The organism is Sediminibacter sp. Hel_I_10 (assembly GCF_000688335.1).
In the GTDB taxonomy this organism is placed as follows: domain Bacteria; phylum Bacteroidota; class Bacteroidia; order Flavobacteriales; family Flavobacteriaceae; genus Psychroserpens.
The window spans coordinates 1,936,229-1,960,595 of sequence record NZ_JHZX01000001.1 but is presented as its reverse complement, the minus strand read 5'-3'; the positions used below and the strand labels follow the sequence as shown (position 1 = coordinate 1,960,595).

Genomic DNA, 24,367 nt, shown 5'->3' with positions numbered 1-24,367 from the left:
TCGGTTTTGTATTTCGATTTTAATAATAATCCATGTGCTTTTATCTAATTGATACATTATAAATTATACAATTCTGTAAATCAGTTACCCTCAGCTTGGGATGAACTGCCCATTGCCGATTTGTTTTTGAAAACGCCATTTCTAAAGGCATTAGAACAGTCTAGCCCAAACAATATCAACTCCTATTTTGTAGGAGTTTTTTCTTCGGAAACTTTAGTTGGAATTGCCATTTTGCAAAGTGTAGAACTCGTTAGTGACGATATTTTTCGTAAAACATCCGACTCACGTATCAAACAAATAGGGAAGCAGTTGGTCTCTAATTTTTTAAAAGGAAATGCTATTGTTGTTGGTAACCTCATGCATACGGGGCAACATGGTCTTTTTTTTACTTCGGAAATTGAACAAGACCAGTTTTTAGAAATTGTTCTAAAGGCAGTTTCGGAGGTATCAGACCTAATTCAACAAAATTTCGGAAAGAAAGTAAGAATTATAGCTTTTAAAGACTTTTTTGAGACAGATACCATTCATTTAAGCGAGCCATTTTTCCGAAGACATCAATTTTTCAAAGCAAGGGTGCAGCCCAATATGATTTTGAACAAACGAGACTCATGGACCACTATGGCTAATTATGTCTCGGCATTTAATAAAAAGTATAGACGGAGGTACCGTACCGCCATCAAAAAGAAAGAACCTATTAGTTCTAGGGAATTGAGTTTAGAGGATTTAACGTTGTATAACGATCAATTGTATCAACTGTATGAAAACGTTTCTGATAATGCAGGAGTCAACTCCTTTAAGCTTCATAAAGATCATTTTTATCAATTGAAATCTCATTTAGGAGATCATTTTAAAGTGTTTGGTTATTTTTTAGATCAGGTTCTAGTAGGGGTTTACAGCTTGATCTATAATAACGACTGCTTAGAGACTTATTTTTTAGGATATGAACCCGAGTTGCAGCACCAGCACCAAATGTATTTAAACATGCTGTTTGATATGGCAGGATATGGCATCTCACAAAATTTCGAAAGTGTGATTTTTGCAAGAACCGCTATGGAAATAAAAAGTTCTATAGGCGCAAAACCTAATGAGATGAGTATTTATTTAAAACATACCAATACGTTGATTGCAAATAAAATTTTGCAATTAGTCGTCAAGTTTATGAATCCCGTAAAAGATTGGGAAGAGCGACATCCCTTTTGAAATTGTGAAAAAACCGTTAAAAATAAGCTTAGGTTTTGATTAGGTCTACAATATGCCTAACTTTTAAATTATTTTAAATTAATAACGATGGATACCAAAACACAACAAATACTTACAGAAATTTCAACAGTAACAAGGGATATTGAAGAAAACTATCCCGAGCTTCAAAAATATTTGGATGAAACTCGCAGTACCTTGCCCGAAGGTGGTAATACAGAGGCCAAGTTAGATCAAAAGGAACTCCAAGACTATCTTGATGGTTTAAAGGAAATGATTTCAAAATATAAAGAAGAGCATCAATAAAAAAAGCCTCCCAACTACTAACAATTGGGAGGCTTTTTTTATCAAAACAAATTTATTCCTCTTTATTACGAGCATTCTTCATGGCCTCTCCAATTTGATTACTAGCGGTAAAGCTTGCCACCATATCATTGAGCATTTGGCTGCCCGCTTGTGGAGAATTTGGCAATAAGATCAAGTTACTATTGGTCTCTTCTCCCAAAGATTGTAGCGTGTCATAATGTTGGGTGACTACAATAAGCGCAGAGGCTTCTTGAGAGTTAATACCAACACGGTTCAAAACCTCTACAGACTCTTCTAATCCTCTAGCAATCTCACGTCTTTGATCGGCAATACCTTGACCTTGTAAACGTTTGCTTTCTGCTTCTGCTTTTGCCTTTTCAACAATTAAAATACGTTGCGCATCTCCTTCATACTGTGCCGCCGTTTTTTCACGATCTGCAGCATTAATTCGGTTCATGGCCGCTTTTACTTGAGCGTCAGGATCAATATCTGTCACCAATGTTTTAATGATATCGAAGCCATATTCTAACATGGCATCATTCAGCTCGGCTTTAACGGCTAAGGCGATATCATCTTTTTTGACAAATACATCATCCAATTTCATTTTAGGAACTTCGGCTCTAACCACATCAAATACATAAGAGGTAATTTGATCATGTGGATAATCTAATTGGTAAAAGGCATCGTACACTTTGGCCCGAATTACACGATATTGAACAGAAACTTTTAAACGAACAAAGACATCATCCAAGGTTTTGGTCTCAATAATAACGTCCAACTGTTGAATTTTCAAACTGAGTTTCCCTGCAATTCTATCGACTAACGGAATTTTAAATTTTAGCCCGGATTGCCTTATACTATGAAATTTTCCGAAGCGTTCAATAATAGCTGCCGTCTGTTGCTTGACAATAAAAAATGAGGAAACCAGAATGATAACCGCAAAAATTAGAATTGGAACAAGAATGAAATTACCCATAATTTAAAATGTGGTTTTGTTACCTTAACAAGTTAAGCATAATTTTTACCGTATCAACCTTTACCTTTAGATCGTCTCAATAAATGTTTCAATGCGTTGGATGGTTTCTTTTTTTCCAATCATAAACATAATATCAAAAACATCTGGTCCTTTAAGATCACCAACTAAGGCTAATCGCAATGGCATCATCACTTTTCCGAAGCCAATCTCTTTAGAAGTAATCCATCCTTTAATTGCTGTTTTTAAGTGATCTACAGAATAGTCTTCAAGCCCATTAACTTCAGCTTTAACCGCATTTAGAAGTTCGGCGGTATCTTCTTTAACAGATTTTTTCAAAGCTTTCTCATCGTAAGTTGTTGGAGCAACAAAAAAGAAAGCACTTAGTTCCCAAAAATCTCCTACAAAAGTGGCGCGTTCTTTAATGAGCGATATCACCATTTCAATGTAATTGATATCGATGTTCTGGACATGTTCATTAACAATCGGCTGAAATGATGTTGCTAAATTAGTATCATTTTGTTCTTGCATGTAGTGGTGATTAAACCATTTGGTCTTATCAGGATCAAAACGAGCACCGGCTTTATGGATACGGTCTATTTCAAAGACATTGGTCAAAGTTTCTAGGTCGAAGATTTCTTGTTCAGTACCAGGATTCCAACCTAAGAAAGCTAAGAAGTTAATCACGGCTTCGGGAAAATATCCTTCTTCCTTATAGCCCATAGAAATAGCTTCGGTTTGAGGGTCTTTCCATTGCAACGGGAATACAGGAAAACCCATCTTGTCACCGTCACGCTTACTTAATTTGCCTTTTCCTGTTGGCTTTAAAATAAGCGGTAAATGAGCAAATTGAGGGACATCCCAACCAAAGGCATCATACAATTGATAGTGTAATGCCAAAGAAGGCAACCATTCTTCTCCACGAATAACGTGAGAAATCTGCATCAAATGGTCATCTACAATATTTGCCAAATGGTAGGTTGGCATGCCGTCACTTTTAAATAAAACTTTATCATCCAAGATGTTGGTGTCTATTTCTATGTCGCCACGAATCATATCTTTTAGATGAAGCGTTTCATCTTGAGGAGACTTAAATCGGATAACGTAATCATCGCCAGCTTCGATTTTAGCATCTACTTCGTCCTTAGAGAGGGAAATGGAATTGTTAAGTTTTTCTCTGTTGTGCCAATTATAAATAAAAGTTTTGCCTTTAGATTCATGATCTTTTCTGTGAGCATCTAAGGTTTCTGCGCTATCAAATGCATAATAGGCATGTCCTTTTTCGATAAGTTCATCGGCATAGGCTCTATAAAGGTGTTTGCGTTCACTTTGTCTATAAGGGCCATAATTGCCTTTGGCTTCAGTATTTTTAATTGGAGTGATGCCCTCATCAAAATGAATACCACACCAATTTAAGGCCTCAACAATATAGGCTTCGGAACCTTCTACGTATCGAATTTGATCGGTATCCTCAATTCTTAATATGAAGGTTCCGTTGTGTTTTTTGGCGAATAAATAGTTGTATAGGGCGGTTCGAACGCCTCCAATATGCAGTGGTCCAGTTGGGCTAGGTGCAAAACGCACTCTTACAGGTTTGGTCATGGTGTTTCTTTAAAATTTCGATTAATGCTTTACGCAAATACGTGTATACTCAAATATGACAACAAAGGTATGGGTTTAGAGAATGAACTTCAAGAGCCCATCAAAGTTATTGCACGAAGTAATTTGCTATTATTAGAGACCGATAAAGGCTTTTATGACCCGTTATACCTCTTAAATTAACAGAAACTTACCAGATTTAGTCAATTGAAGAACAAAATAAAATTGTAGTTTAGTGAGTTACTTTAGTATATGGCTTCAAATTTTAAAAACATACAGCATAAATTAGAACAGTTCATCAAACGCTATTACGTTAATGAGCTTCTAAAAGGAATCATCTTATTTTTCGCTATTGGATTTTTGTATTTGATGGCCACTTTATTTATTGAATATGTTTTATGGCTTAATCCAACGGCAAGGGCCATATTGTTTTGGGTATTTATTAGCGTCGAAATTGGACTGTTTGTTAAATTTATAGCGCTACCCTTAACCAAGCTTTTTAAATTACAAAAAGGGATTGATTACGAGGATGCTTCGAAAATCATTGGCCAACATTTCCCTGAGGTGAGTGATAAGTTGCTTAATGTATTGCAATTGAAGCAAAATACGCACCAATCAGAACTCCTCCTTGCAAGTATTGAACAGAAGTCAGAAGAACTAACGCCAATCCCCTTTAATTTTGCAATCAACTTTAAAAAGAATGCCAAGTATTTAAAATATGCCGCAATCCCAATTGTTATTTTATTATTATCCTATGCAACCGGTAAGATCAACTGGTTTAGTGAAAGCTATGAACGTGTTGTAAATTATAAGACAGCTTATGAGCCACCGGCCCCTTTTCAGTTTTTTGTTATTAACGATAATTTACAGGCCATTGAAAATACCGATTTCAAACTCTTAGTATCCACTGCAGGGGAGATTACACCAGAAAACGCTCAAATTGTCTATAATGACCAAACGTATTTTTTGCAGCAAACAGCCCCTGGTCAATTTGAATATACCTTTACGCAACCCAAGGAGGCTATCACATTTCAGTTAAATGCTAATAATGTAAATTCTCGATTGTATGATTTAAACGTTATTCAAACGCCTACAATTGTAAACTTTGAAATGCTTCTCGATTATCCTGCTTATACCAACAAATCAAATGAGCTTTTAAAAAGCTCTGGTAACGCTACTATTCCCGAAGGGACCAACGTCACTTGGAGGGTAAAGGCTAAATCAACAGATGCCGTAAGCTTGTATGCTAAGGACACCTTAAGTTTTGAGTCTAAACCTAATGGACAGTTCGAAACCACTAAGCGAATTTTTGAGAATACCGATTACGCTATTACAACAACAAATGCCCAATTAAAAGATTATGAGAATCTAGCTTTTTCTCTTAACGTGATTAAAGATAATTACCCCGAGTTGGAGGTAAAAATGGAAAAAGATAGTTTAGATAATCAAACTTTATATTTCTATGGACAAGTAAGTGATGATTACGGATTGCAAAAATTGCAAATGGTATATTATCCTAGCAAGTCTCCTCAAGATAAATCATTCGAGGTCCTGACGGTTTCAAAGTCTAATTTTGACGAATTTGTTAGTGCTTTTCCAAACAATTTAAACCTATCAGAAGGGGTTGATTATGAACTTTACTTTCAGGTGTTCGATAATGATGCCATCCATAATTTCAAAAGTACGAAGAGCGCGGTTTTTAATTATCGAAAACTCACAAAGGATGAAGAAGAGCAAAAACAACTTAAAGAGCAAAATGAGACCATAGAAGATATTAGTAAGACGTTTGATAAAATGCAAGAGCAAGACAAAGAGCTCAAAGAATTATCTAAAACCCAAAAGGAAAAAGAGGAGCTTAATTTTAACGATAAAAAAAAGTTTGAAAACTTTATCCAAAGGCAAAAGGAGCAAGAGCAGCTTATGAAGAATTTCAATAAGAAGCTCAAGGATAATTTAGAACAATTTCAAGAGGACAACAAAGAGAAAGATCCGTTCAAGGAAGAACTAAAAAAGCGCTTAGATGAGAATGAAGAGCAGCTTAAAAAAGATGAAAAGTTACTTGAGGAACTAAAGAAGCTACAGGATAAAATTCAGAAAGAAGAACTGAACGAGAAATTAGAAGAACTGGCGAAGCAGAATAAAAATAAAGAGCGCAGCTTAAAGCAGTTATTGGAATTGAGCAAAAGATATTACGTTGCCAAGAAGGCAGAAAAGCTAATGAAGGATTTGGATAAATTGGCTGAAGAGCAAGAACAACTTTCCGAAGAAACAAAAGAGAAAAATACCAAGGAAGCACAAGAGGATCTGAACAAGAAATTTGAGGATTTTCAAAAAGAAATGGATGCCCTCCAAAAGGAAAACGAGGCATTGAAAAAACCTATGAGCCTTCCAGAGGATGAACCTACAGAAGAAGCCATAAGACAAGATCAAGAAGAAGCCACTGAAGCTTTGGAAGAACAAGAAGCTAAAGATGAAGAGGGGGGAGAGGAGCAGGAACCTCAAGAAAAGCAAGACCCACAAGGTCAAGAAAAGCAAGAGCCTATGGAAGGTTCTCCTCAGCAGAAGGCACAAAAGAAGCAGAAGCAGGCTGCAAAAAAAATGAAGCAGATGGCACAGAGTATGAGTGGCATGATGGCAATGGGATCAGGTGACCAACTTCAAGAGGATGCAACGGTCTTGAGACAGATTCTCGATAATTTGGTATTGTTTTCGTTTGATCAGGAAGCACTAATGAATCAGTTTAAAACGATGCAGATTGATAATAACGAGTATGGTAAGTATTTAAGAAAACAGAGTAATTTAAGGGAGCATTTTGAACATATAGACGATAGTTTATTTGCCCTATCACTAAGACAACCTAAAATCTCGGAGCAAGTGAATAAGAAGATTGTGGATGTCTTTTATAATATAGATAAATCTTTAGAACAATTATCTGAAAATCAAATATATCAAGGCGTTTCATCTCAGCAATATACGGTGACCTCTACAAACGAATTGGCTGATTTTTTAAGTGATATTTTAGATAATATGAATGCTCAAATGAATCCTTCTATGGGGATGGGTAAGGGGAAAGGTAAGGGAGAACAGTTGCCTGATATTATCATGAGTCAAGGAGAGTTGAATAAGAAGATGGAAGATGGAATGAAGAAAGGTGGGGAAAAAGGAGAAAAAACTAGTCCAAGCAAAAAAGGTGAAGGCGAGGGCGAAGGACAAGATGGAAAGGAAGGCGAAAAAGGTCAATCTAAGGATGGTAAACGAGGAGAGTCTGGTGAAGGCGGCAAGGAAGGAAATAAGGATGGCGACGGAAAAGGAGAGAGTGAACAAATGAACGGTGAGCTTTATGAAATTTACCAACAGCAGCAACAGTTAAGACAAGCTTTAGAGATCCAGCTCAAGGATAAATTTAGTAAAGAGGGTAATAAGGAACTTGCGGAAAAGTTGGTTAAAGATATGGAAGAAGTGGAACTGGATTTAATCAATAAAGGATTCACTAACCAAACACTCCAAAAGATGATGGAGTTGCAGCATCAATTGCTCAAATTAGAGAACGCGACTTTTATGCAAGGGGAGGATAGCAAACGTAAATCTGAAACCAATGATAAGCGCTTTGAGAATACGTCAAACGATAAATTGCCAGATGCTAAAACCTATTTCAATACTACGGAAATTTTAAATAGACAAGCGCTACCTTTGCAACAAACCTACAAGAAGAAGGTTCAAGAATATTTCAAGAAAAGCGATGATTAGTTTTAATACAGAAACGGCATTTGAGCTTCAAGATGAGGCTTTGTTTACAGATTGGATTTCACAAGCGTTAGAAGACGAGGAGAAAAGTGAAGGGGAGATCAATTACATTTTTTGTGATGATGAGTACCTTTATGAGATGAATGTGAAATATCTAAATCACGACACTTATACCGATGTTATTAGTTTTGATTATTCTATCGGAAATGAGATTCATGGCGATATATATATTAGTATCGATCGCGTTGTAGAAAACGCCAAGGAATTTAATTCTGAATTTATAAATGAATTACAGCGGGTCATGATCCACGGCATTTTACATTTTTGTGGTTACAAAGACAAGTCAGAAGACGAAGCAAAACTAATGCGTCACAAAGAAGATTTCTACTTAGCAAAGCTCAATTAGGATTTAAGAATTACCCTTATATTTGCAAATTATTTTAAACGATACTTGGTTCAGTTGATACTGTTCCACGTGGAACAATATAGATTATGTTTAACGAACGTTATGATGTTATAGTTGTGGGAGCCGGTCATGCTGGTAGTGAGGCTGCGGCCGCTGCTGCAAACATGGGTAGTAAAACACTATTGATTACAATGAACCTTCAAAACATCGCTCAGATGTCTTGTAATCCTGCTATGGGCGGTATTGCGAAGGGGCAAATCGTAAGAGAGATTGATGCGCTTGGAGGATACAGCGGTATAGTTAGTGACTCTTCTGCCATACAATTTAAAATGCTTAATAAATCAAAGGGTCCAGCGATGTGGAGTCCAAGAGTTCAAAGCGATCGCATGCGGTTTGCCGAAGACTGGAGGTTAATGTTGGAAAGAACCGATAATCTTGATTTTTATCAAGAGATGGTTTCTGGTTTATTGATTGAGAATCATAAGATCGTTGGAGTTAAAACATCTCTTGGTATTAAAGTAAAGGCTAAAACAGTAGTGCTTACTAACGGTACTTTTCTAAATGGTCTTATCCATATTGGTGATAAAAACTTTGGAGGAGGAAGAGCAGGAGAAAGAGCGGCAACTGGTATTACAGAAGAGCTTATTGAATTGGGTTTTGAGTCAGGTAGGATGAAGACGGGTACACCTCCAAGAGTAGATGGAAGGTCGTTGGATTATTCTAAAATGACTGAACAACCTGGTGATGATCACCCTGAAAAGTTTTCTTACTTAGAGCGCATAAAACCATTACAGCATCAAAGATCTTGTCACATGACTTACACCAGTCCTGAGGTGCACGATCTATTGAGAGAGGGTTTTGATAGGAGCCCTATGTTTAACGGAAGTATAAAAAGTACTGGTCCTAGATATTGTCCTTCTATAGAAGATAAAATCAACAGATTCGCAGAGCGTGATAGACATCAACTTTTTGTCGAGCCAGAGGGCTGGAATACGGTTGAGGTTTATGTTAACGGATTCTCAACATCCTTACCCGAAGATGTGCAATACAAAGCATTAAAATCGGTTGCTGGATTTGAAAAGGTTAAGTTTTTTAGACCTGGTTATGCCATCGAATACGATTATTTTCCACCAACCCAATTAAAGCATACTTTAGAAACCAAACTTGTGGAGGGCTTATTTTTCGCTGGTCAAATTAATGGTACCACTGGATATGAAGAAGCAGCTTCGCAAGGGTTAATGGCAGGCATCAATGCGGCATTAAAAGTTCAAGAAAGAGAAGCGTTTATTCTAAAAAGAAATGAAGCTTATATTGGAGTTCTCGTCGATGATTTGATCACCAAGGGCACTGAAGAACCGTATCGCATGTTTACCTCTAGGGCAGAATATAGAACCTTGTTGAGACAGGATAATGCCGATTTTAGATTAACACCTAAAGGGTTTCAGCTTGGGTTAGCGAGTCAAGTTCGTTTAGATAGGATGGAAGAGAAGTTGTCACAATCTGAAAATTTTGTTGAATTCTTTAAGGATACTAGTGTAAAACCTGAAGAGATCAATCCTATTTTAGAGTCTAAAGATTCTTCCGCCGTGAGTCAATCTGATAAAATGTTCAAGATTTTTTCTCGTCCAAATATCACTACAGAAGATATGCGTAAAGTTGCATCTGTAGAAGATTATATCCAATCGCATAACTTGGATAATGAAGTCATCGAGCAAGCAGAGATCCAGATCAAGTATTCAGGTTATATCAAAAAGGAAAAAAACAACGCCGACAAATTGAATCGTCTGGAGGATGTTAAGATTCCAAAGAATTTCGATTACACGAAATTGAAGTCTATGAGTTCTGAGGGCATCCAAAAACTAAGTAAAATTCAACCAGTGACCATATCTCAGGCATCTAGAATTAGCGGAGTTTCGCCAAGTGATGTTTCTGTGCTTTTAGTATATCTGGGTCGATAACACTTCAATTTTTATTATAACTGCAGAATGTTTCACGTGGAACATCTTTAATTTATTTCATAGTCGTGTCTACAAAAGCAAATTATACAAACTATTTAAAAGTAAAAGATCATTCCGTTTCAGGAGAGTCTTTTGACTTGGTACAGCATAGTGAACAGGATTTATTAGAAACCCGGCCGCAACCATCCGAAGAAAAATTATCTCAATATTATAACAGTGACGATTATATTTCCCACACAGATACCAAGCGTAATTGGTTTGAAAAACTATATCATCTTGTTCGATCGGTGGCCTTAAAAAGGAAATTAAATTTAATTTCAGCATTTGCTTCCGAAGAAAAAAAGCTTTTGGATTTTGGATGTGGTACAGGAGATTTTTTAAAAGTAGCTCAAGAGCATGGTTGGGATGTTTCAGGGATTGAACCCAGCTCAAAAGCAAGAGCCATTGCCAACCAAAAAACAAATGAAACTGTATTTGATAAGGATCAACTTTTTCAATTTAAAAAAGGACAATTTGATGTGATTACGCTTTGGCATGTTTTAGAACACTTGCCAAATCTAGAATTACATCTCAATACTTTTGAAGCACTTCTCAAACCAAATGGAACATTAATCATAGCCGTTCCAAATTATAAAAGTTATGATGCGTTACATTATAAAGAGTTTTGGGCAGCCTATGATGTGCCTCGACATTTATGGCATTTTTCTCAAGAGGGAATGTCTCGTATATTGAAGTTAGCTAAGATGGAAGTAGTAGATGTGAAGCCGATGGTTTTTGACGCCTTTTACGTGAGTCTACTTTCTGAAAAATATAAATCGAATTCTATGAAGCCATTCAGTGCATTTTGGACAGGTTGGCGATCAAACATCAAAGCCAGGCAATCTGGAGAGTATTCATCACTTATTTATGTGATTGAAAGATCTAAAACGACAATTTAGGCGATTTCAAGAGGTTTTTTGCTATAAGATAGCTCTTGGTAGCGCATTGGTCGTGAAATGAGTGCAGTGCTTCTTATTTAAAGCGAATTTCAATAGTTTTAAATAATAATATTTTTACTTCTCATAATTTAAATCTATGGTTGGTTTTTTTCTAGATTTCAATAACACTTTTATACATTTGCAAAAAATTAATCAATAAGAAACAAATGAAAAAATTAATAGGTCTATTATCAATGACACTCGTATTGGCCTCTTGCCAAGAACAACAAAAAATTGCTTTTGTAGATAACGGAGAGGTGATTAACGCTTATCAAGAAAAAATAGATATTGAAGCAAAATACGATGTTAAGGATAAAGCATTTCAAAAACGTACAGATAGTATAGGAAGAGCTTTTCAAACAGAAGCGCAAGGATTTCAAGCAAAAGCTGAAAGCATGTCTCAACAAGAACAACAAGAACAGTATCAAGCTTTGGGTCAAAAACAGCAAATGTTGCAACAACAATTTCAAATGGAGCAGCAGCAATTAACTAAAGAATTTAATGTGGAGATTGACTCTGTATTAAGCCACGTTAAAACGTTTGTTGCAGATTACGGTAAGAAAAATGGCTATACTTTTATTTTAGGCAAAAATGAAGCGGGTAGCGTGATGTTTGGTGATGACGATAAGGATATCTCTAAAGAAATCATAGAAGCCCTTAACGCCGATTATAAAAAAGAAGAGGAGTAAAACCAATTCTTTTAATTCAAGCTTAAATGTATATCATGAAATGGCCGACTTATTTAGTCGGCTTTTTTATGCAATAATCGTGTGAGTTTGATAGATAAGTCGGTTAGAACGATTTTCGAATTGCCATTACGTTCTATATGATAAATCGCATTTTGAAGTTCTTCGGAAATTTCCATAATATTATTCCCGTGAATAAAAGGCGCAAACTTTTCAAGCTTAAATGAAGATTTTGGTTCCATAAAGACTAGTTCATCGGCTTTATAATTAAGTAATAAAGCTTGTCTGAAAAAATCGATGCAGAAATTGAGAAACTGCTTTTGAGTTTCTCTTCCGGTTTTAGCTAAGGTTTCGCTCCAAGACATGAGATCATGAATGGCACTTTTGTTTCCTTTTGCTTTAAATGCGGCTCTAATCCAAAATATAAACCACTCTTCAAACTGTGTGTCTTCAGAATCGCTGTATACCAAATCACAGGCCTTATTGTAATTGCCATTAGATTGATGCGAAATTTTAATGGCATCTGTCTCTGAGAGTTGATAGTTTCTAATTAGAGCTTCTTTTATAACGTCTTCGGCCAATGGCGGAAAGTGTAATACTTGGCATCTAGACCGTATCGTGTTGATAATCTGCTCTTCATCTTCGGTAACTAAAATAAATATGGTCTTATTTGGTGGCTCTTCAATGAGCTTTAAAAGCTTATTTGCGGCAGCGGTATTCATTTTCTCTGCCATCCAGATCAGCATCACTTTATAACCGCCCTCGTAAGATTTTAAAGAAAGTGATTTTACTATTTCTTGGGCTTCGTCTACACCAATTTGGCCTTGTTTATTATCTATCCCTAGTAGTCGATACCAATCAAATAGGTTGCCGTAGGGCTGTTTGGTCAGTAATTCGCGCCACTCGGTCAAGAAATGGCTAGAGACCGGATGTTTTTTTATTTTATCTGTGGTTGCAACCGGAAAGGCAAAATGTAAATCTGGATGAGAGAAGTTTTTAAATTTCAAGTTACATGCAGCAACACCATTATCATTTTCAGCATTGGTGTTTTGGCACAACAAGTATTGTGCATAAGCAATGGCCATGGGTAAGGTTCCTGAGCCTTCAGGACCAACAAATAATTGCGCGTGTGGCACCCTACCAAAATCGGCGCTTTTAGTAAGGTGGTTCTTAATGTGGCTTTGACCTAATATTTCAGAAAACAGCATAGCGCAAACCTACATATTTTTTTCGATTTTTTGTAAAATTGCTCAGTTTGCACCCTGCTCAGATTTTTGGATGTAGAAATCTACTTTAACCACAACTCTATTTTATTATTCAAGGCATTTAAATTGGCTGTATAATTAGTTACATTTGTGATGCAATCAACAAAACTGTTATAAATGAAAACGCTCAACGACTTCGATTTTAATAATAAAAAAGCACTTATTCGTGTAGATTTTAATGTTCCTCTTAATGACAAATTTGAGGTCACTGATGATACAAGAATTCGATCTGCAAAACCAACCATCATTAAAATTCTTGAAGATGGTGGGAGTTGTATTTTAATGTCACATTTGGGCCGCCCAAAAGGAGTTCAAGATGAGTTTTCTTTACGTCATATAATTGACAAAGTAGAAGATATTATGGGGGTTGAAGTCAAGTTTGTAGAAGATTGTGTAGGCGAGAAGGCCGAAGCAGCAGTTGCAAACCTAAAGCATGGTGAAATTTTACTTTTGGAAAACCTGCGTTTTCATGACGAAGAAACTGCTGGAGATAGAAAGTTTGCAGAATCCTTATCGAAACTTGGTGATATTTACGTGAATGATGCCTTTGGTACTGCACATAGAGCTCATGCTTCTACAACAATTGTTGCTGAATTTTTCCCTAATAATAAATGCTTCGGAAATTTGCTCGCTCAAGAAATCGAGAGCATTAAGAAAGTGATGCAAACGGGTGAAAAGCCTGTTTTAGCTGTCTTAGGTGGCGCTAAAGTGTCATCAAAAATTACGATTATAGAAAATATATTGGATAAAGTAGATCATCTCATCATTGGAGGTGGTATGACCTATACGTTTATTAAGGCGCAAGGTGGTAAGGTTGGAGATTCTATCTGTGAGGATGATAAAATGGAATTGGCTCTAGAGATTCTAAAAGAAGCAAAAAATAAAAACGTAAAAATCCATTTACCGGTAGATGTTGTTGCAGCAGATGATTTTGCTAATGATGCCAACACCCAAGTTGTTGACGTTGACAAAATCCCTGATGGATGGCAAGGGCTTGACGCAGGCCCTAAATCTAAAGAACTTTTTCACGACGTCGTTTTACAATGTAAAACGATTTTATGGAATGGTCCCTTAGGTGTTTTTGAAATGGAAAACTTTGCCAAAGGTACCATCGCTCTTGGCGAATCTATTGCCGAGGCTACTAAAAATGGCGCATTTTCACTTGTAGGCGGAGGAGACTCTGTTTCGGCAGTAAAACAATTTGGCTTTGAGAACAAAGTAAGCTATGTGAGTACAGGTGGAGGTGCCATGTTGGAGAGCCTTGAAGGCAAGACCCTGCCTGGTATTGCTGCTATTTTAGATTAATATTTGGCTTTAAATAGTACATTGCGTACCTTTTAAAGAGATCTGCCACCTTCATACGGGTTGGCAGGACTTTCATTTTACTAAAACATACGATTTTCGATGATCTATCGTTGATAGATAAATTCATGCTGCAAATGAACCACAAACTGATACTTATAACTTTTGGAACCTTATTATATGGTTTGACTAGTATTGCCCAGGATTCTATTCCAAAGCAAAAGGAAATTAAACTAATCACTGAGGCCGAATTTATAAAAGGAGAAACCTATGTTATAGATACCATTATTGAAGGGAAATCTTACTTTAAAAAGGATTTAGGGATTAAGGCAGAACTAGATTCTACGGCCCTAAAAGCTTTAGAAGATCATAAATTGGCATCTGAAATTGATCAAAAATGGCTTGAAGAGTTATATAGCAACACACTTTTTGATAGTATTTATGAGTCTGTAACAGAACTACAGTATGATGAAGTGGATTATCCAGAACTTTCCACAGATACGTTAAAGGCAAGACTTGCTGAGCTCAATTCTAAGACGCCATTTAATATTTCATATAACCCGTCTTTAGAAAGCGTTATTAAATCTTATTTAAAAAACCGTAGAGAGTCACTCTCTAGGTTGATGAGTCTTAGTGACTATTACTTTCCACTGTTTGAAGAGTCTTTAGACATTCATGACATTCCATTAGAGGTTAAGTATTTGGCTATTGTAGAGTCTGCATTAAAACCAAGAGCCAAATCGAGAGTAGGCGCCACAGGATTATGGCAATTTATGTTTGGTACAGGTAAAGAATATGGCCTTAATGTAAGCAGTTATGTTGATGAGCGTAGTGACCCTATCAAGTCTACAGAAGCAGCAAGTAAATATTTGGCTAGGCTTTATGGTATTTTCGGGGATTGGGATTTGGCCTTAGCGGCATACAATTCAGGACCAGGAAACGTAAGTAAAGCCATTAGACGCTCTGGAGGTTATGAAAATTATTGGAACATCAGACCTTATCTTCCACGTGAAACCGCTGGGTATTTGCCGGCATTCTTGGCAACCATGTACATTTTTGAGTATGCTGATGAGCATGGCTTTAAAAAAGAACGTCCTAATTACCATTACGTAGAAACAGATACCATACACGTGAAGAAAATGATCACTTTAGATCAGGTTTCAGAATTGTTGGAAGTGCCAATTGAAGAACTTCAATTTTTAAATCCGTCGTATAAATTAGATATCATTCCATTTATCAAAGGAGAAAACTATACCTTAAGATTACCGAGACATGCTGTTGGTAAGTTTGTAAACAATGAAGATTTGATTTACGAGTTTGCCACTAAGGAATTTGATGAGCGAGAAAAACCATTACCACAATTTTTTGATAGCAATAGTAAAGTGACGTATCGGGTACGATCTGGTGACTTTTTAGGAAAAGTTGCAAGAAAATACGGCGTTCGTGTAAGCCAGATCAAACAATGGAACGGCTTGCGAAGTAACAATTTGAGAATAGGTCAGCGGTTGACGGTTTATCCTAGAAAGCCAGTAACAAGCAACCCTCCCGTAGGGACCGTAACACCTAAGAAAGCAGTCAATGCCGAGGGCAAATCAACTTACAAAGTACAATCTGGAGATTCGTTATGGAGTATATCTCAAAAATTTCCTGGAGTTTCTGTTCAAAATATTAAAGATTGGAACGGTATTAGTGGTAATAGCTTGAAAATAGGAACCACACTTATTGTTTCTAAATAAATAGTATCAAAAATGAAAAATGCAGCTTTTCTTGTTTTAGCCTTCATCAGTTTATTTCTATCCTGCCAGGATAAAGATGCCAAACGAATTATTCCTAAATCCGTTGGAAACATTAATGATTTAGTCGTTGTTGCAGACAATTTGCTTTGGGAAAATAAGGTAGGTGATAGTATTAGAAAAATATTGGCCTCACCAGTAGAGGGCTTAGCAAATGAAGAGCCGCAATTTGCCATGAGTCAAATGCCACCAGAAGTATTTACAGGTTTCACTAAAAAAAACAGAACTGTTCTTAAAATTGAAAAAGGGAAGGCAGCCAACACACAGATTGCTCAAGATCAATTCGCAAGACCCCAAACCTTAGTGGTTGTTTCAGGAATGACCAATGCAGAAATCATTGATCAAATTCAGAAAAATGCCGAAAAAATAAAAGATGCTTTCAACAAAGAGGAAATAAAGGAGCGTCAACGTCGTACAAAAAAATCATTATTTAATGATAAAGAATTAAATGAGAATCTTGGTTTATCTATAGAGATTCCAACAGCCTATCGTATGGCCAAGGCCGATGGAAAATTCTTCTGGATTAGGCGTGATATTAAAAGAGGAAACGTTGATATGATGATTTACGAAGTCCCACTTTCGGCCATTAGAAAAGGTGATAGCACTGTTATGGATGTTGTAAGATTACGTGACTCTGTTGGTAAAATTCATATCGAAGGTCCTGTTGAGGGTTCTTATATGGCTACGGAAGATGCTTTTACACCATTTATTTCTGAAACAATTTTAGACAATAAACCCACCTTTGAAACTAGAGGCCTTTGGGATGTTAAAAATGCATTTATGTCTGGTCCATTTATCAACTATGCTATTGAAGATAAGGTCAACGATCGGTATATCATCGTTGAAGGTTACGTGTTTGCTCCATCGGTGGCAAAACGAGAGTATGTTTTTGAGTTAGAATCCATTATCAATTCATTAAGTATAAAGTAATAGGTTTCCCTCATAGGGCACAACTGCTTGAAAATAGGAGATACCGCGCTCCATACTTAAATTTTACTACCTTTGCGGCTCATTTTTTAACCTTAAAACCGCGTATAGCATGCAACTGTACAATAACTTAAGCGCTAAAGAAAGAGCAGAACTCATCGAACAAGCAGGCAAAGAACGCCTTACGATCTCTTTCTATACCTATGCCAAAATTGGTAATACTGAAATTTTTAGAAACCATTTATTCTTAGCTTGGGACGCTATAGACGTGCTTGGCAGAATTTATGTGGCCAAAGAAGGCATTAATGCCCAACTGTCTGTTCCTGCAGATAACTTCGATGGTTTTAAAGCCCACTTAGATACCATTTCTTTTTTAGAAGGCGTGCGGCTCAATATTGGTTTAGAGCATGATAATTTTTCGTTCTTAAAGTTGAAAGTTAAAATTAGAAGCAAGATTGTTGCAGATGGCCTTAATGATGATGCTTTTGATGTGACCAATAAAGGCGTTCACGTTAATGCTGAAAAGTTTAACGCCCTTATTGAAGATCCCAATACGGTTTTGGTAGATATGCGCAACCATTATGAAAGCGAAATAGGACATTTTAAGAACGCAGTGACTCCAGATGTTGATACCTTTAGAGAATCACTACCTATTATTGAAGAAGAGCTTAAAGATCATAAGGAAGACAAGAATTTGGTGATGTATTGTACAGGCGGAATTCGTTGTGAAAAGGCCAGTGCTTATTACAAACATAAAGGGTTTAAAAATGTGTTCCAGCTAGAAGGCGGGATTATCAACTATGTGCGTCAAGTAGAAAAAGACCAGCTTGAGAACAAGTTTATCGGTAAGAATTTTGTTTTTGATGAGCGTCGTTCTGAACGAATTTCCGAAGATGTTATTGCAAAATGCCATCAATGTGGCAAACCTGCAGATACACATGTCAACTGTGCGAACTCAGCTTGTCACCTACTGTTTATACAGTGTGAAGACTGTAGGGCAGAAATGGAAAGTTGCTGTTCTACGGCTTGTATGGAAATCAATAACATGACTGCAGAAGAGCAAAAGGAATTGCGCAAAGGCCAAGGCAATAGCAATGATATTTTCAAAAAAGGACGTGCAGAGCATTTGCCTTATAAAAAGGATCTCCGAAATATTTTTGATGTGCTCAAAACCAAAAGTTAAGGCCAATAATCGAAACATCAATGATCTCAAATTATAGCGATTTTAAGTTCCATGTAAATACTTTGCTCAAGTAGCCCGCTGAAAAAGCGAAGGTTATTTAGTTCTATGTTTTCCTTTAATTCCTTGGGAAGGAAGCGCGGCCTTGCCTGTTTCAAATAAAAAGGAAACAGGCGAAATGGATATATAGGACTTAATAAATAATCTTATCTTTACATTTGACAAAACCTATTATTAATCTTCGTTTGATAACATATGCGTTATCGAATTTTATATAAAATTTCATGAGTTGTAACAGTTGCTCAACTGGTAAGGACGGCCAACCTAAAGGATGTAAAAACAATGGTACCTGCGGTACAGATAGCTGTAATAAGCTAACGGTTTTTGATTGGTTGGCAAACATGTCTCTACCACAAGGAGAAGAGCCTTTTATAGGCGTGGAGGTTCGTTTCAAAAACGGCAGAAAGCAATATTATAAAAATGAGGAAGCTCTCACGCTAAGTATTGGAGACATTGTGGCTACCCAAGCAAAATCTGGACATGATATTGGTATGGTAACACTTACTGGAGAACTGGTAAGAATACAGATGAAGCGTAAGAAAGTGAATTTGGACGACGCTGAAAATGTCTTGAAAATTTACCGTAAAGCATCCCAACGAGATATTGATATTTGGTCTGAGGCGAGAGATAAAGAAGAGCCTATGAAGGTTAAGGCTAGGCAGTTTGCCATAGATCTTAAACTTAAAATGAAAATTTCTGATATTGAATATCAGGGAGATGCAAGTAAGGCTACATTTTATTATACTGCTGAAGAGCGTGTAGATTTTAGAGAGCTGATTAAATTATTTGCTAGAGAATTTAGAACTAGAATTGAAATGAAACAAGTTGGTTTTCGTCAAGAAGCCGCAAGACTTGGAGGCATTGGTTCTTGTGGAAGGGAATTATGTTGTTCTACTTGGCTAACAGATTTTAGATCGGTAAGTACTTCTGCAGCGCGATATCAGCAATTATCTTTAAACCCATTGAAGTTAGCAGGACAATGCGGTAAGCTAAAATGCTGTCTTAATTATGAGTTAGATGCTTATTTAGATGCGCTTAAAGCATTTCCAAAAACAGACACAAAATTGTTTACCGAAAAAGGAAAGGCTGTTTGTCAAAAAACAGATATTTTCAAAGGTCATCTCTGGTACGCTTATGAAGGGGAATGGATGAACTGGCATGTGTTAACTACAGATCAAGCGAACGAAATCATTGAGAAGAACAAAAAAAGAGAACCTGTTGCCAGCCTTGAGGAATACGCTGCAGAGCTCATTGAGGATACTAAAACCACCTTTGAGAACGTTGTAGGGCAAGATAGTTTAACACGTTTTGATGGTCCAAAACACAAAAAGAAACGTAAAAACACTAGAAACAAGAAGAAACGTTCTAACAAACCTCAAAGTAATGCGAAAAAGTAGTTCACTTTTTTTAGTCTCTTTTTTAATGGCCTTAGTGTCTTGTGATGATAATCGGGTGTTTGATGAATATAAATCGGTTTCAGGAGCTTGGGATAAAGAAGATGTGATGCGCTTTAAAGTAACAGCACCAGATACAACTAACACCTATAACCTTTTTGTAAATCTTAGAAACAACGACAACTACAAATACAGTAATCTCTATCTTATTGTAGAACTGGATTACCCAAATGGAAAAACCGTAAAAGATACGCTTAGTTACAAAATGGCCAATCCAGACGGCACTTTTCTGGGTACAGGATTTACAGACGTTAAAGAAAACAAACTTTGGTACAAAGGCTATGATAGGCCTTTTACATTTGAAGAATCTGGAGAGTATGTTGTAAACATAGAGCAGGCTATGAGAAAAAACGGGTCTATTAAAGGTATTGAGCAATTAGAGGGTATTACAGACGTTGGGTTTCGCATAGAGTACAACTTAACCGATTAATTATGGCAAAAAAAACAGTTACTAAAAAAACGACAAAAAAAGGAAAGTCTTCAGATTTTTCAAAATACATCAGAAGATTTTGGATGCTTTTTGTTGCGGGAATTTTTGCCTTCTTTTTCATGTTCTTATTGGCGTCTTGGGGCCTTTTGGGCGAAATGCCAGATCACACCATTCTTGAAAACCCAAAGACGTTTTTAGCAACAGAAGTGATTTCTTCTGACGGAAAAACGCTAGGGAAATTTTACTTGGATGATAATAGAACTCCAGTGGATTATGAGGAGCTCCCCAAGGAGTTAATTGATGCATTGGTTGCTACAGAAGATATTAGATATTACGATCACTCAGGAATTGATTTTAGAGGAACTCTAAGAGCCGTTGTGAGATTAGGCGGCGGCGGCGGTGCGAGTACCATTTCTCAGCAATTGGCAAAACAATTGTTTACCAAGCAGGTCTCTTCCAATAAGTTTCAAAGGGTATTTCAAAAAGTTAGAGAATGGGTCATTGCCATTCGTTTAGAGCGACAATATACCAAGGAAGAAATCATCGCCATGTATTTCAATATCTATGATTTTGGAAACAATGCCGATGGGATTAGAAGTGCTGCGCGTATCTATTTTGGAAAAGAGCCTATGGAGCTCGATCTCAAAGAATCTGCGATGCTGGTCGGGATGTTCAAGAATTCATCACTCTATAACCCAAGATCACATAGAAATCCAGAAGGCACTAAAAACCGAAGAAATGTGGTTTTAGCACAAATGGAAAAGTACGAGTACATTTCCGAAGCAAAAAAAGATTCACTTCAGAAAACCGAATTAGACCTTAAGTATTCTCCAGAATCTCACAGAGAAGGGACTGCAACCTATTTTAGAGCTTATTTAGATGGCTTTATGAAAAAGTGGATCAATGAGAATCCAAAACCGACTGGTGAAAGGTATAACTTATATAATGACGGACTCAAAATCTACACCACCATAGATTCTAGAATGCAGACGTATGCAGAAGCAGCCGTAGAACGTCATATGCCAAGATTACAAGCTGAGTTTGACAATCAAAATACACCAGACCGTAACAAAACGGCACCTTTTTTAGAGTTGAGTACTTCAGAAATTGATGACCTTTTAAATCGTGGAATGGAGCGTTCTGAGCGTTGGAGGGTGATGAAATTGGAAGGTAAAAGCAATAAAGAGATTAGAGATTCTTTCCAAAAACCAACGCAAATGACTGTATTTGCATGGATTGATGGTAAAGCGAGTGAGATTGATACCGTTATGAAACCAATTGACTCCATGCGTTACTACAAATCCTTTTTGCAACCGGGCATGATGTCTATGGATCCAAAAACAGGACATGTTAAAGCTTGGGTTGGTGGCATGAATTATAGACATTTTCAATATGACCACGTCAAACAAGGGAAACGTCAAGTAGGTTCTACATTTAAGCCGTTTGTGTATGCTACGGCAATAGACCAGTTACACTTATCCCCCTGCGATACCTTACCTAAGCAGCAAATCACCATTGAAGCCGGTAAGTTTGGAAATCCACTGCCATGGACGGCGAAAAACTCCGACGGCGATTACGAAGGCTTTGTGACGCTTAAAAAGGCACTGGCATATTCTGTTAATACCGTTACTGCCCGTTTAATGGATAAAGTTGGTCCGCAGCCGGTGGTAGATATGGCCAAGAATTTAGGGATTGAATCTAATATTCCGGCGGTACCTGCAATTGCTTTGGGAACACCAGACATTAGTGTATATGAAATGGTTGCAGCTTATGGCACCTTTGCAAACAAAGGCGTCTATAATAAACCAGTGATGGTGACGCGTATTGAAGATAAAAATGGGACCGTATTATATCAGTTTGTTCCAGAAAGCAGAGATGTGTTAAGTGAAGAAGTGGCTTATACCACCGTGAAACTATTGGAAGGTGTTGTAGAAAGCGGTTCTGGTGCTAGACTCACTAGAACTTGGGGAGCAGATCAAGGCGTTTATAAAGAGATCATTACCGGATACCCTTACGAACTTAAATACCCAATTGCAGGAAAAACAGGAACCACCCAAAATCAAAGTGATGGCTGGTTTATGGGTATGGTACCCGATTTAGTAACTGGCGTTTGGGTAGGAGCCGAAGATCGTGCCGCACATTTTAGAAGTATTACTTATGGCCAAGGTGCCTCTATGGCATTACCAATTTGGGGCTTATATATGAAGTCTGTATATGGCGATGAAACATTAGACATTTCCAAAGAAGATTTCGAAAAGCCAGAAGACTTATCCATTATTGTAGACTGTAATAAGATGGAAAGTAGTGAAGGCGACGCCTCTGATACTTCAGATGAATTGGATGGCGTATTGGACTTTTAATTATAACTCAGCAGAAAAAAAGGAAAGCCATTCATGATTGAATGGCTTTCCTTTTTTTGAGCTGAAGTCATTTCAAAAGATTATGATTGTTAAATTTTCAAAACAAAAAGCACCTTAATCTAATCCACCACTATTTCCTTTTTGGTTCTAGTTAATCTTTCAAGTACTCCATTTATTTTGTAATTTTAAAATCCAAAATTATATTTAAAAATGATCAATAAAACAGTAGCTAACGTTTCCGAAGCCTTAGAGGGCGTTACCGATAATATGACGCTGATGTTGGGCGGATTTGGATTATCTGGAATCCCTGAGAATGCCATTTCTAAATTGGTAGAACTTAATGTGAAAGGCCTAACTTGTATTTCAAACAACGCCGGCGTAGACGATTTTGGTTTAGGGCTCTTACTTCGTAAAAAGCAGATTAAAAAAATGGTCTCGTCTTATGTTGGCGAAAATGATGAGTTTGAACGGCAAATGTTGTCTGGAGAATTGGATGTAGAACTTATTCCGCAGGGCACATTAGCAGAACGTTGTAGAGCAGCTCAGGCTGGTTTCCCAGCATTTTATACACCTGCTGGATTTGGAACAGAGGTTGCCGAAGGCAAGGAAAGTAGAGCGTTTGATGGTAAGATGTACATTTTAGAACACGCCTTTAAAGCAGATTTTGCCTTTATAAAAGCTTGGAAAGGGGATGCCGCAGGAAATCTTATTTTTAAGGGAACGGCACGAAATTTTAACCCAAATATGTGTGGTGCTGCAAAAATCACGGTAGTTGAGGTTGAAGAGTTATTACCCGTAGGAAGTTTAGACCCTAATCAAATTCATATTCCAGGAATTTTTGTTCAGCGTATTTTCGAAGGTAAAGCTTATGAAAAACGTATCGAACAAAGAACGGTTAGGCAAAAAGCTTAAGTAGAGGAACGACTTTCAAAAGAATAAAATTAGATCAACTCATAAGTATACAAGATGTTAGATAAAAACGGAATCGCAAAACGTATCGCACAAGAAGTTCAAGATGGTTATTATGTTAACCTTGGTATCGGAATTCCAACTTTAGTGGCCAATTATGTTCGTGATGATATAGAAGTAGAGTTTCAAAGTGAAAATGGAGTCTTGGGCATGGGTCCCTTTCCTTTTGATGGCGAAGAAGATGCCGATGTGATCAATGCAGGAAAACAAACCATCACCACTTTGCCTGGAGCAAGCTTTTTTGATTCAGCAATGAGTTTTTCCATGATTAGAGGACAGCATGTGGATTTAACCATTTTAGGAGCGATGGAAGTAGCTGAAAATGGCGATATCGCCAACTGGAAAATTCCTGGAAAAATGGTAAAAGGTATGGGAGGCGCTATGGATTTAGTTGCCAGTGCCGAAAACATTATCGTGGCTATGATGCACACCAATAGAGCTGGGCAATCAAAACTACTTAAACAATGTTCATTGCCGCTCACTGGAGTAGGCTGCGTTAAAAAAGTGGTTACTAACTTAGCCGTTATGGAGATTACAAAGCAAGGGTTTAAGCTCTTAGAGCGTGCCCCGGGAGTTTCTGTAGAAGAGATCAAAGAAGCTACCTCAGGTCATTTAATTATAGAAGGCGACATAAAGGAAATGCAAGTGTAATGAAACACATTATAGGATATAAGCAAAAAGCCCCTTAGATATTCTAAAGGGCTTTTTTGAGGACTAACTCGTTATTAATATTTTTAATATTAAATCTTAAAAATATCATACGAGTTAACCTCCATCGGCT

At 37.1% G+C, this 24,367-nt stretch carries 20 protein-coding genes; 17 read left to right on the top strand and 3 right to left on the bottom strand.

The genetic code is table 11. The features are described from left to right. The first annotated feature begins 48 nt into the window (after positions 1-48). Both P176_RS0108750 and P176_RS0108745 read left to right on the top strand, forming a co-directional pair. Positions 49-1,200: a GNAT family N-acetyltransferase gene (locus P176_RS0108750; protein ID WP_026754355.1), complete on the top strand. Its 1,152-nt coding sequence runs from the start codon at positions 49-51 to the stop codon at positions 1,198-1,200. Positions 1,201-1,287: 87 nt separating this feature from the next. After that, positions 1,288-1,503: a hypothetical protein gene (locus P176_RS0108745; RefSeq protein WP_026754354.1), complete on the top strand. Its 216-nt coding sequence runs from the start codon at positions 1,288-1,290 to the stop codon at positions 1,501-1,503. A 52-nt stretch (positions 1,504-1,555) separates the two neighbouring features. On the opposite strand, the gene P176_RS0108740 is transcribed toward P176_RS0108745, so the two are convergent. After that, a complete protein-coding gene (locus P176_RS0108740) occupies positions 1,556-2,479 on the bottom strand; it encodes an SPFH domain-containing protein (RefSeq protein WP_026754353.1) in 924 nt (307 codons plus the stop codon). Between the two features lie 66 nt (positions 2,480-2,545). Further along, positions 2,546-4,078, bottom strand: coding sequence for a glutamate--tRNA ligase (gene gltX / locus P176_RS0108735; RefSeq protein ID WP_026754352.1), 1,533 nt, complete (start codon positions 4,076-4,078; stop codon positions 2,546-2,548). Between the two features lie 24 nt (positions 4,079-4,102). Here gltX and P176_RS20380 point away from each other — a divergent pair, with 24 nt between their 5' ends. The 6 genes from P176_RS20380 (at position 4,103) to P176_RS0108705 (ending at position 11,849) form a co-directional block, all read left to right on the top strand. Next, positions 4,103-4,258 carry a hypothetical protein gene (locus P176_RS20380; protein ID WP_156033002.1) on the top strand — a complete coding sequence of 52 codons (156 nt, stop codon included), beginning with the start codon at positions 4,103-4,105 and terminating at the stop codon, positions 4,256-4,258. Positions 4,259-4,327: 69 nt separating this feature from the next. Next, positions 4,328-7,822, top strand: coding sequence for a DUF4175 family protein (locus P176_RS0108725; RefSeq protein WP_026754351.1), 3,495 nt, complete (start codon positions 4,328-4,330; stop codon positions 7,820-7,822). Next, positions 7,815-8,225, top strand: a complete 411-nt coding sequence (ybeY, locus tag P176_RS0108720) for an rRNA maturation RNase YbeY (protein WP_026754350.1) — start codon at positions 7,815-7,817, stop codon at positions 8,223-8,225. The genes P176_RS0108725 and ybeY overlap by 8 nt, the downstream gene beginning before the upstream one ends. A gap of 86 nt (positions 8,226-8,311) precedes the next feature. After that, on the top strand, positions 8,312-10,183 hold the full coding sequence (gene mnmG, locus P176_RS0108715; protein ID WP_026754349.1) for a tRNA uridine-5-carboxymethylaminomethyl(34) synthesis enzyme MnmG: 1,872 nt from the start codon (positions 8,312-8,314) through the stop codon (positions 10,181-10,183). Positions 10,184-10,248: 65 nt separating this feature from the next. Continuing rightward, positions 10,249-11,121 carry a bifunctional 2-polyprenyl-6-hydroxyphenol methylase/3-demethylubiquinol 3-O-methyltransferase UbiG gene (locus P176_RS0108710; RefSeq protein WP_026754348.1) on the top strand — a complete coding sequence of 291 codons (873 nt, stop codon included), beginning with the start codon at positions 10,249-10,251 and terminating at the stop codon, positions 11,119-11,121. A gap of 206 nt (positions 11,122-11,327) precedes the next feature. After that, positions 11,328-11,849: an OmpH family outer membrane protein gene (locus P176_RS0108705; protein ID WP_026754347.1), complete on the top strand. Its 522-nt coding sequence runs from the start codon at positions 11,328-11,330 to the stop codon at positions 11,847-11,849. A gap of 53 nt (positions 11,850-11,902) precedes the next feature. On the opposite strand, the gene P176_RS0108700 is transcribed toward P176_RS0108705, so the two are convergent. Then, positions 11,903-13,054: a DNA polymerase III subunit delta' gene (locus P176_RS0108700; RefSeq protein ID WP_026754346.1), complete on the bottom strand. Its 1,152-nt coding sequence runs from the start codon at positions 13,052-13,054 to the stop codon at positions 11,903-11,905. 174 nt (positions 13,055-13,228) lie between these two features. Between P176_RS0108700 and pgk the strand changes: the two genes are divergently transcribed. The 9 genes from pgk (at position 13,229) to P176_RS0108650 (ending at position 24,237) form a co-directional block, all read left to right on the top strand. After that, complete coding sequence (gene pgk, locus P176_RS0108695) at positions 13,229-14,416, top strand: phosphoglycerate kinase (RefSeq protein ID WP_026754345.1); 1,188 nt, start codon at positions 13,229-13,231, stop codon at positions 14,414-14,416. Between the two features lie 134 nt (positions 14,417-14,550). Beyond that, positions 14,551-16,149 carry a lytic transglycosylase domain-containing protein gene (locus tag P176_RS0108685; RefSeq protein WP_051605589.1) on the top strand — a complete coding sequence of 533 codons (1,599 nt, stop codon included), beginning with the start codon at positions 14,551-14,553 and terminating at the stop codon, positions 16,147-16,149. A 12-nt stretch (positions 16,150-16,161) separates the two neighbouring features. After that, positions 16,162-17,136 carry a DUF4837 family protein gene (locus P176_RS0108680; RefSeq protein ID WP_026754343.1) on the top strand — a complete coding sequence of 325 codons (975 nt, stop codon included), beginning with the start codon at positions 16,162-16,164 and terminating at the stop codon, positions 17,134-17,136. Between the two features lie 109 nt (positions 17,137-17,245). After that, positions 17,246-18,316, top strand: coding sequence for a rhodanese-related sulfurtransferase (locus tag P176_RS0108675; RefSeq protein ID WP_026754342.1), 1,071 nt, complete (start codon positions 17,246-17,248; stop codon positions 18,314-18,316). 281 nt (positions 18,317-18,597) lie between these two features. Further along, positions 18,598-19,770, top strand: a complete 1,173-nt coding sequence (locus P176_RS0108670; RefSeq protein ID WP_026754341.1) for a regulatory iron-sulfur-containing complex subunit RicT — start codon at positions 18,598-18,600, stop codon at positions 19,768-19,770. Next, positions 19,757-20,257, top strand: coding sequence for a gliding motility lipoprotein GldH (locus tag P176_RS0108665; protein WP_026754340.1), 501 nt, complete (start codon positions 19,757-19,759; stop codon positions 20,255-20,257). Before P176_RS0108670 ends, P176_RS0108665 begins: the two co-directional genes overlap by 14 nt. Positions 20,258-20,259: 2 nt before the next feature. Then, positions 20,260-22,617, top strand: coding sequence for a penicillin-binding protein 1A (locus P176_RS0108660; protein ID WP_026754339.1), 2,358 nt, complete (start codon positions 20,260-20,262; stop codon positions 22,615-22,617). Positions 22,618-22,827: 210 nt separating this feature from the next. Continuing rightward, positions 22,828-23,529, top strand: a complete 702-nt coding sequence (locus tag P176_RS0108655) for a CoA transferase subunit A (protein WP_026754338.1) — start codon at positions 22,828-22,830, stop codon at positions 23,527-23,529. Positions 23,530-23,583: 54 nt separating this feature from the next. Beyond that, entirely contained in the window at positions 23,584-24,237 is a 654-nt protein-coding gene (locus P176_RS0108650; RefSeq protein WP_026754337.1) for a CoA transferase subunit B, read from the top strand. Positions 24,238-24,367 lie beyond the last annotated feature (130 nt).